Origin of the sequence: Gardnerella sp. 26-12 (assembly GCF_001660745.1) — a bacterium.
Lineage (GTDB): Bacteria > Actinomycetota > Actinomycetes > Actinomycetales > Bifidobacteriaceae > Bifidobacterium > Bifidobacterium swidsinskii.
On record NZ_LWSR01000061.1, the window covers coordinates 1 to 7,175 of the forward strand.

General features: G+C 41.7%; 5 protein-coding genes. All 5 read left to right on the forward strand.

Going from position 1 to position 7,175, the window contains the following annotated elements; genetic code table 11:
- Positions 1-185: 185 nt before the first annotated feature.
- The 5 genes from A5295_RS04020 to A5295_RS04040 all read left to right on the forward strand — a co-directional run bounded on the left by A5295_RS04020 (position 186) and on the right by A5295_RS04040 (position 7,042).
- A complete protein-coding gene (locus A5295_RS04020; protein WP_064621765.1) occupies positions 186-1,814 on the forward strand; it encodes an ABC transporter substrate-binding protein in 1,629 nt (542 codons plus the stop codon).
- A 201-nt stretch (positions 1,815-2,015) separates the two neighbouring features.
- Positions 2,016-2,942, forward strand: coding sequence for an ABC transporter permease (locus tag A5295_RS04025; RefSeq protein ID WP_004105077.1), 927 nt, complete (start codon positions 2,016-2,018; stop codon positions 2,940-2,942).
- 12 nt (positions 2,943-2,954) lie between these two features.
- Positions 2,955-3,947 (forward strand): ABC transporter permease, encoded by a 993-nt coding sequence (locus A5295_RS04030; protein ID WP_064621766.1) that lies wholly within the window; start codon positions 2,955-2,957, stop codon positions 3,945-3,947.
- Positions 3,948-3,971: 24 nt separating this feature from the next.
- On the forward strand, positions 3,972-5,996 hold the full coding sequence (locus A5295_RS04035; RefSeq protein ID WP_004105069.1) for an ABC transporter ATP-binding protein: 2,025 nt from the start codon (positions 3,972-3,974) through the stop codon (positions 5,994-5,996).
- Between the two features lie 179 nt (positions 5,997-6,175).
- Positions 6,176-7,042 (forward strand): exodeoxyribonuclease III, encoded by an 867-nt coding sequence (locus A5295_RS04040; protein WP_064621767.1) that lies wholly within the window; start codon positions 6,176-6,178, stop codon positions 7,040-7,042.
- Positions 7,043-7,175: the final 133 nt, after the last annotated feature.

Consider the following 7,175-nt stretch of genomic DNA (forward strand, 5'->3'; position numbering starts at 1 on the left):
TTTCTTTTACTATTGCATTGCTTGTAAAAATACGTATCATTGAATTTTAATCAACGAAGAGGCCTCGTCATTGGCTTGCGAGAATCCATCTGGCAATAAAAACCGGATGGATTTTTATGTTTTAGCTGATGTTTGGCTTTTTTGTGATATGACAATCCTGCCTACCAGACGTTAGGAGAAAATATATGAAGAATAAGGCTTTGGCTTTTGCTGCTGCTGCCTGCTCGCTGGCAATGTTACTTGGTGGCTGTGGCTCTTCCGCTAAGAATGCACAAACAAACGGTGGCAAGGTTATTATTACCGTTTCAAACTCTGAGCCACAAAACGAATTAGTCCCTGGAAACATTAACGAAAATGCTGGCGCTCGTCCTGCCATGTTGGTTAATTCCACGTTGGTAACTTTCGATGAAAAAGGTAATCCTGTGAATGAGGATGCTGAAAGCATCACTCCAAATGCTGATGCTACCCAGTACACCGTGAAGGTTAAGAAAGGAAAGAAGTTCAGCGATGGCACTCCTATTACAGCCGAAAGCTTTGTGAAAGCTTGGAGCTTCGTCGCTAACGCTAAGAATGCTCAGAAGTGTGCTTCCTTCTTCCAAACCATTAAGGGTTATGCTGATTTGCAGAAGGATGGTACTAAGGGTGACGAACAGCTTTCTGGTTTGAAGGTTGTTGATGAAAATACTTTTACCGTTGATTTGGAACAGCCAGATTCTGTATTCCCAATTAAGGTTGGCTACTTGGCATTTGCTCCACTTCCGGAATCCTTCTACAAGGATCCAAAGGCTTATGGCGAAAAGCCTGTTTCTTCTGGTCCATACTTGTTCAAGTCTTGGGATCACAACAAGCAGATCGAAGTTGTAAAGAATCCTGATTACAATGGTCCGCGCAAAGCTCAGAATGATGGCGTAACTTTCAAGGTTTATACAGATGGTAACGCTGCATACCGCGATGTGCAGGCTGGAAATCTCGATATGACTGATAATATTCCAGATACCCAAACTAAGACTTTCCAGAAGGATACAACTGTTAGGGCTTACAACCGTCCAGGTTCTGTAATCCAACAGTTCACTATTCCTTCAAGCCTCCCACACTTCGATGTAAAGACTGAAGAAGGTAAGCTTCGTCGTCAAGCTATTTCTATGGCTATAGACCGTAAGGTGATTATCAACAAGATTCTCAATGGCACTGCTTCTCCTGCAAACGAATTTACTTCTCCATTGACTCCAGGCTATAAGGCTGATCTTAAGGGTCATGAGAACGTAGAATTTAATGCAAAGAAAGCTAAGGAACTTTGGGCTAAGGCAGATAAGATTTCTAAGTATGACGGATCTCTTACTTTCTCCTACAATGCCGATGGAAATGCAAAGTCTGTGTTTGATGCTGTTGTGAATTCCCTCAAGAATAATCTCGGGATCAAGGCTGAAACCACTCCAATTCCTACATTCCAGGAATTCCGTAATGCTTGCGCTAAGCGTCAGATTAAGGGTGCATGGCGTGCAGGTTGGATGCCAGATTATCCAAGTGCAGAAAATTACTTGACTCAGGAATTTGCTTCCGTTGCAGCTGATGGCAATGGCTCCAACGAAGGTGATTATAAGAATCCAAAGTTCGACGATTTACTTAAGAAAGCTGCATCTGCTAAGCCAGAAGAGGCTATTAAGCTCTATCAGCAAGCAAACGAAATCCTTCTTGAGGATCTTCCATCTGTCCCATTGTTCTACTCGAACGCTAAGGCTGTGATGGTTCCAACTTTGAAGGGCTTCACAATGGATTGGCAGAATATGCCGCTGTACTATCAGCTTCACAAATAAGCTGGTAGCTAATTAAGAAAACAGCATAGTGTTACATACTTTTTAGAAAGTTAGTAGGTAACACTAGTTGGTTCCTCTTAATAATTTAATATCGCTTATTGCGAAATTGCTGCTCCAGCTAAACTAGTTAAATAAAACTATTGAGCTGGAGCGGCACTTTGTTGTTTTTTGAGTAAGTTTTAACAATTCAAGGAGAATTCGATGGGTAAGTACATTCTGCGTCGTATTTTGCAGATGATTCCTGTTGTTCTCGGCACAACATTATTAGTTTATGCTTTAGTATTTGCTTTGCCTGGAGACCCAGTAAAAGCAATGTTTGGAGAAAAACCTGTTAATCCTGCAGTGGCTGCACAAATACGAGCCGAGTATAACTTAGATAAACCATTTATTATTCAATATTTACTTTTCTTAAAGAATGCTCTTACCCTCGATTTTGGTCATACTTTTGCAGGTCAACCAGTTATCGATGAAATTGGTCGTGCATTCCCGGTTACTGTTCAACTAGCAATTATGGCATTCGCTTTCGAAGCAATATTTGGTGTCATATTTGGCATAATTTCAGGTTTGAAGAAAGGCAAGTGGTATGACAGTGTGATTCTGGTTGTATCTCTTCTTCTTATTTCTGTTCCAACATTTGTGACAGGTTTCGTAGGACAATACTTATTTGGTGTTAAATGGCGCATATTACCAGTTACAGCTAGTAACGATCCTGGATTCTTCGATTTGCTTCTTCCTGCAATGGTTCTTGGTTCTGTGTCTATGGCGTATATCATTCGACTTACAAGATCTGAAATTTCTTCAAATATTTCGCTCGATTACGTGCGTACAGCTCGTGCAAAGGGCTTAAAAGAAGGCTCTGTTATTGTTCGTCACGTTTTGCGCAACTCGCTTATACCTGTCGTCACCTTCTTAGGTCAGGATTTGGGTGCTCTTATGGGCGGTGCAATGATTTCGGAAACGATCTTCAACATTCATGGCGTTGGATTCCTCACATATCAAGGGATTCTAAAAGGAGAAGGAAACCTTGTTGTTTCCATTGTCACGCTTTTGACATTGATATTTGTATTTAGCAATTTTCTTGTTGATATGTTGTACGCGGCTCTTGATCCGCGCATTCGTTACGCGTGAGGGGAGTACACTATGGAAGATAATTTGATGAAAAATGATTTGATTGCAAATAATGCTTCAAATTGCGATATATTACCGGGGCAAGAACGCTACGTTGCACCATTAGACGATACGCCTATTCAAGAAGTGGATTCCGTAGACGAATCCGCTGCTGCAACGAGTATGTGGGCAGATACTTGGAGAACTTTGCGCAGGAATCCATTGTTTATTGTTTCTGCAATTTTGATTATTGCAATTATTTTTGTTGCGTTCTTCCCAAGCATTCTTACAAAGCACAATCCTAATTATTGCGTTTTGGAACACTCTCTTGAGCCAGCTTCAGCCGCGCATCCATTTGGTTTTGATATGCAAGGTTGCGATATTTATGCTCGAGTTGTTTATGGTACTCGTACATCGCTAAGTGTTGGTTTGCTTGCAACCATTTTGGTTGTACTTGTTGGTTCTTTAATTGGTGCATTAGCAGGATTCTTCGGAGGCTGGGTTGATACTATTCTCAGCCGAATAACTGATATCTTCTTGGCTTTACCAATGCTTCTTGGTGCAATCGTAGTTTTACAAATGTTCCGTACATCTAAATCAATTTGGAAAATTGTGCTTGTTATGGTGCTTTTTGGATGGGTTAGCGTTGCTCGTATTGCACGAAGCGCTGTTATGGAATCAAAAAATCTTGAATTCAATACCGCATCTACTGCTTTAGGATCTACTCCAATACGTAATCTTTTCAAACACATTATCCCGAACTCTTTGGCTCCAATAATTGTTGTTGGAACAACTTCGCTTGGAACTTATATTGTGTTGGAAGCAACATTAAGCTTCCTTGGAATTGGTTTACCAAGTACTACTGTCAGCTGGGGTGGAGATATTTCTACCGCTAGAAATGTTCTTACTACGAACCCAGAAGTCTTGTTCTATCCGTCTATTGCACTCGCAATTACTGTGCTCGCCTTTATTATGATGGGTGATGCTGTAAAGGATGCATTAGATCCGAAGAGCCGTAAGGCGTGAATTTAGCGTGGAGGAATAAAACTTATGAATACAACACGTAAAGATATAGACATTCGCGCCATGCAGCTAGAGCAAGGGCCATTGTTGGAAGTAAAAAATCTCCAGGTTGATTTCACAACAGACTCAAAAAAAGCTGTTCATGCTGTTAGAGATGCTAGCTTCTGTGTTTATCCTGGTCAGTGGGTTGCAATTGTAGGTGAATCTGGTTCAGGAAAGTCCACTTCTGCAATGGCTGTTCTTGGTCTTCTTCCTGGAACTGGTCATGTTACAGGTGGATCTATTAAGCTCAAGGGTAAAGAAATTAGCAGTTTGAAGCCAAAAGAGATTGCTGCTTTGCGTGGTACTGCAATGGGTCTAGTTCCGCAGGATCCTATGAGCAACTTGAACCCTGTGTGGCGTATTGGCGAACAAGTTAAAGAAGCATTAATCGCAAATGGTGTTGACGTTGATCACGAGAAGCGTTCTTCATTAGCTGAGGCTCTTGCAGGCGATTCTGTTCAAGTCAAAAGCAATGAGGATGAAACATTCCTTGGCTCTAAAGAATTACCAGATTTGATTGAAGTCGCTAAGAAAGCTTTGAAAGAAGTTGGACTTGATGAGCATAACGATGCTGAAAAGTTCAATGAAGCTATTGATTACTACAAGAAAGAGTGGGTTCCAGGCTCTGAAACTCGTTGGCGCGTAGCAGACGATTTAATCAAATATGGTGTGAATGACGACAAAGCTTGGGAAATCGCCAAAAAGTATGTTGTAGGTGCAAGCGTTGAAGATCGTATTGCTGGTTTGCTCGATGAAGCTGGTTTGCCAGATGCTGCAACTCGTGCACGTCAGTTCCCACATGAGTTTTCCGGTGGTATGCGTCAGCGCGCTTTGATTGCTATTGGTTTGGCTTGCCGACCGGACTTGCTTATTGCAGATGAGCCAACTTCCGCTTTGGATGTTACTGTGCAAAAGCGTATTCTTGACCATTTGCATACACTAACTGATTCGCTCGGAACTTCTGTTCTCTTCATTACACACGATTTAGGTTTGGCTGCCTCTCGCGCGCAGCATGTTGTTGTTATGTATAAGGGTCGTGTTGTTGAGTCTGGCCCATCGTTGGAAGTTTTGCAGCATCCTCAGCATCCGTATACAAAGAGACTTGTTGCTGCCGCTCCAAGCTTAGCTTCTCAGCGCATTATTTCTGTTAAAGAACACGGTGGTAACGCTGATAACTTGCTTGAGCATCACGTAGTAGGTGAGCAAACTCTCGAAAAAAGTGAGCATATTATTACTGTGGATCACTTAACTCGTGAGTTTAAGCTTCCTCGCAAGAAAGAGCTTTTTAAGGCTGTTGACGACGTTTCATTCTCTATTAAGCGTGGTACGACGTTAGCTATCGTTGGTGAATCTGGTTCAGGTAAATCTACCGTTGCGAATATGGTTTTGCGACTTCTTAAGCCAACAAGTGGAACTGTTACTTACGAAGGTAAGAATATTTCCGATTTAAAGGGTGCGGATTTGCTTGACTTCCGTCGCCATGTGCAGCCAGTTTTCCAGAATCCGTATGGTTCTTTGGATCCTATGTACTCAATTTATCGTTCAATTGAAGAACCTCTACGTATTCATAAGATTGGTGATAAAAAGAGTCGTAAAAACCGTGTGGTAGAGCTTCTAGACATGGTTCGTATGCCTGCTTCAGTTATGACTCGATTCCCGAACGAACTTTCTGGAGGACAGCGTCAACGAATTGCAATTGCTCGTGCTATGGCTTTGGACCCAGATGTTATAGTTTGCGATGAAGCTGTATCTGCTTTGGATGTGCTTGTGCAAGATCAGGTTTTGCACTTGCTTAACGATTTGCAGGCAGAGCGTGGTTTGAGCTATTTGTTCATCACACACGATTTGGCTGTCGTTCGTCAGATTGCAGACGAAGTTGTTGTTATGCAGCATGGAAAGCTTGTTGAGCATGCAACTACAGATGAGGTATTCGATCATCCACAGATGGAATACACTCGCGATTTGCTTGATGCAATTCCAGGAGGAAATTTGGAACTTGGTTTAGACTAAATAGTACAAGCTGATAAAAAGGTGCAGGTTTTATAGAATCTGCACCTTTTTATTTTTCTATTAATTCCGTGTTTATTGGTTGAGTAATCCATAACTTGTAATCTGTGTTGGTTGCGTGATTTATGTCTGTTGCTTAGTGGTGGAGCTGTTTGTGTTGTGTACATATTAGAGTTGATTACATGATTACAATTACGACTTCGAATTTAAACGGTATTCGTGCAGCTGAGCGCAAAGGTATGCTTAACTGGTCTGACGCGCATACTCCAGACGTGTGGTGTATGCAGGAAGTGCGCGCTCCGCAGGATGCAATCGACCCAATTATGACAAAAATTGAAATGGGATATCGTACGTCTGAAAATATCGTAAATTCTATAAAAAACGATAATTTTACTTATACGAATGAAGTTTGCCGTGTAAAAGGTCGAGCTGGAGTAGCTCTAGTTACGTCTCTTCCTGTAGTTGAAAAACGCTACGGTTTGCCAGGTTTAAGTGAAGACGTTGATTCTGGGCGATGGGTTGAAACTGACGTGCGTACCCCTGAAGGGTATGAAATTACTATTGCTTCTGTGTATGTTCATGCTGGAAATGTGGACGATCCGCAAAAAATGCAACAAAAATTCCGCTTTTTAGACACAATGCTTATACGTTTGGGGGAGCTTCGAAATATTGCGGCAAATGGTGGAAATCAAGCGATTTTGTGCGGTGACTTTAATATTGCGCATACTTCACTTGATATTAAAAACGCTAAGGCTAATGAAAAAAGTGCAGGATTCTTGCCAGAGGAACGCGCTTATATTGATCGCTGGATTAACGAATATGAATTTGTGGACGTTATGCGCATGCTTGCAGGAGATATTCAAGGACCATACACTTGGTGGAGTCAGCGCGGTAAAGCTTTCGACAATAACGTTGGCTGGAGATTAGACTACCAGTTCGCAACTCCTGAAATTGCGGAAAGCGCTCGCGGATTTGTGATCGATCGTGCTGAAAGTTATGATGCGCGATGGTCTGATCACGCGCCGTTAAGTATAAAGTATGACGTGTGATGCGTAAGTATTAATTTGCATAATGTGAAATAACTAAATAATCGCACGTGTATATGAATGTACTATATACGCAAATTTTTCAGTGCTTTGCTTGTGCTATTCTGGTGAAGTTAGGCAATTTACAATAATAAGT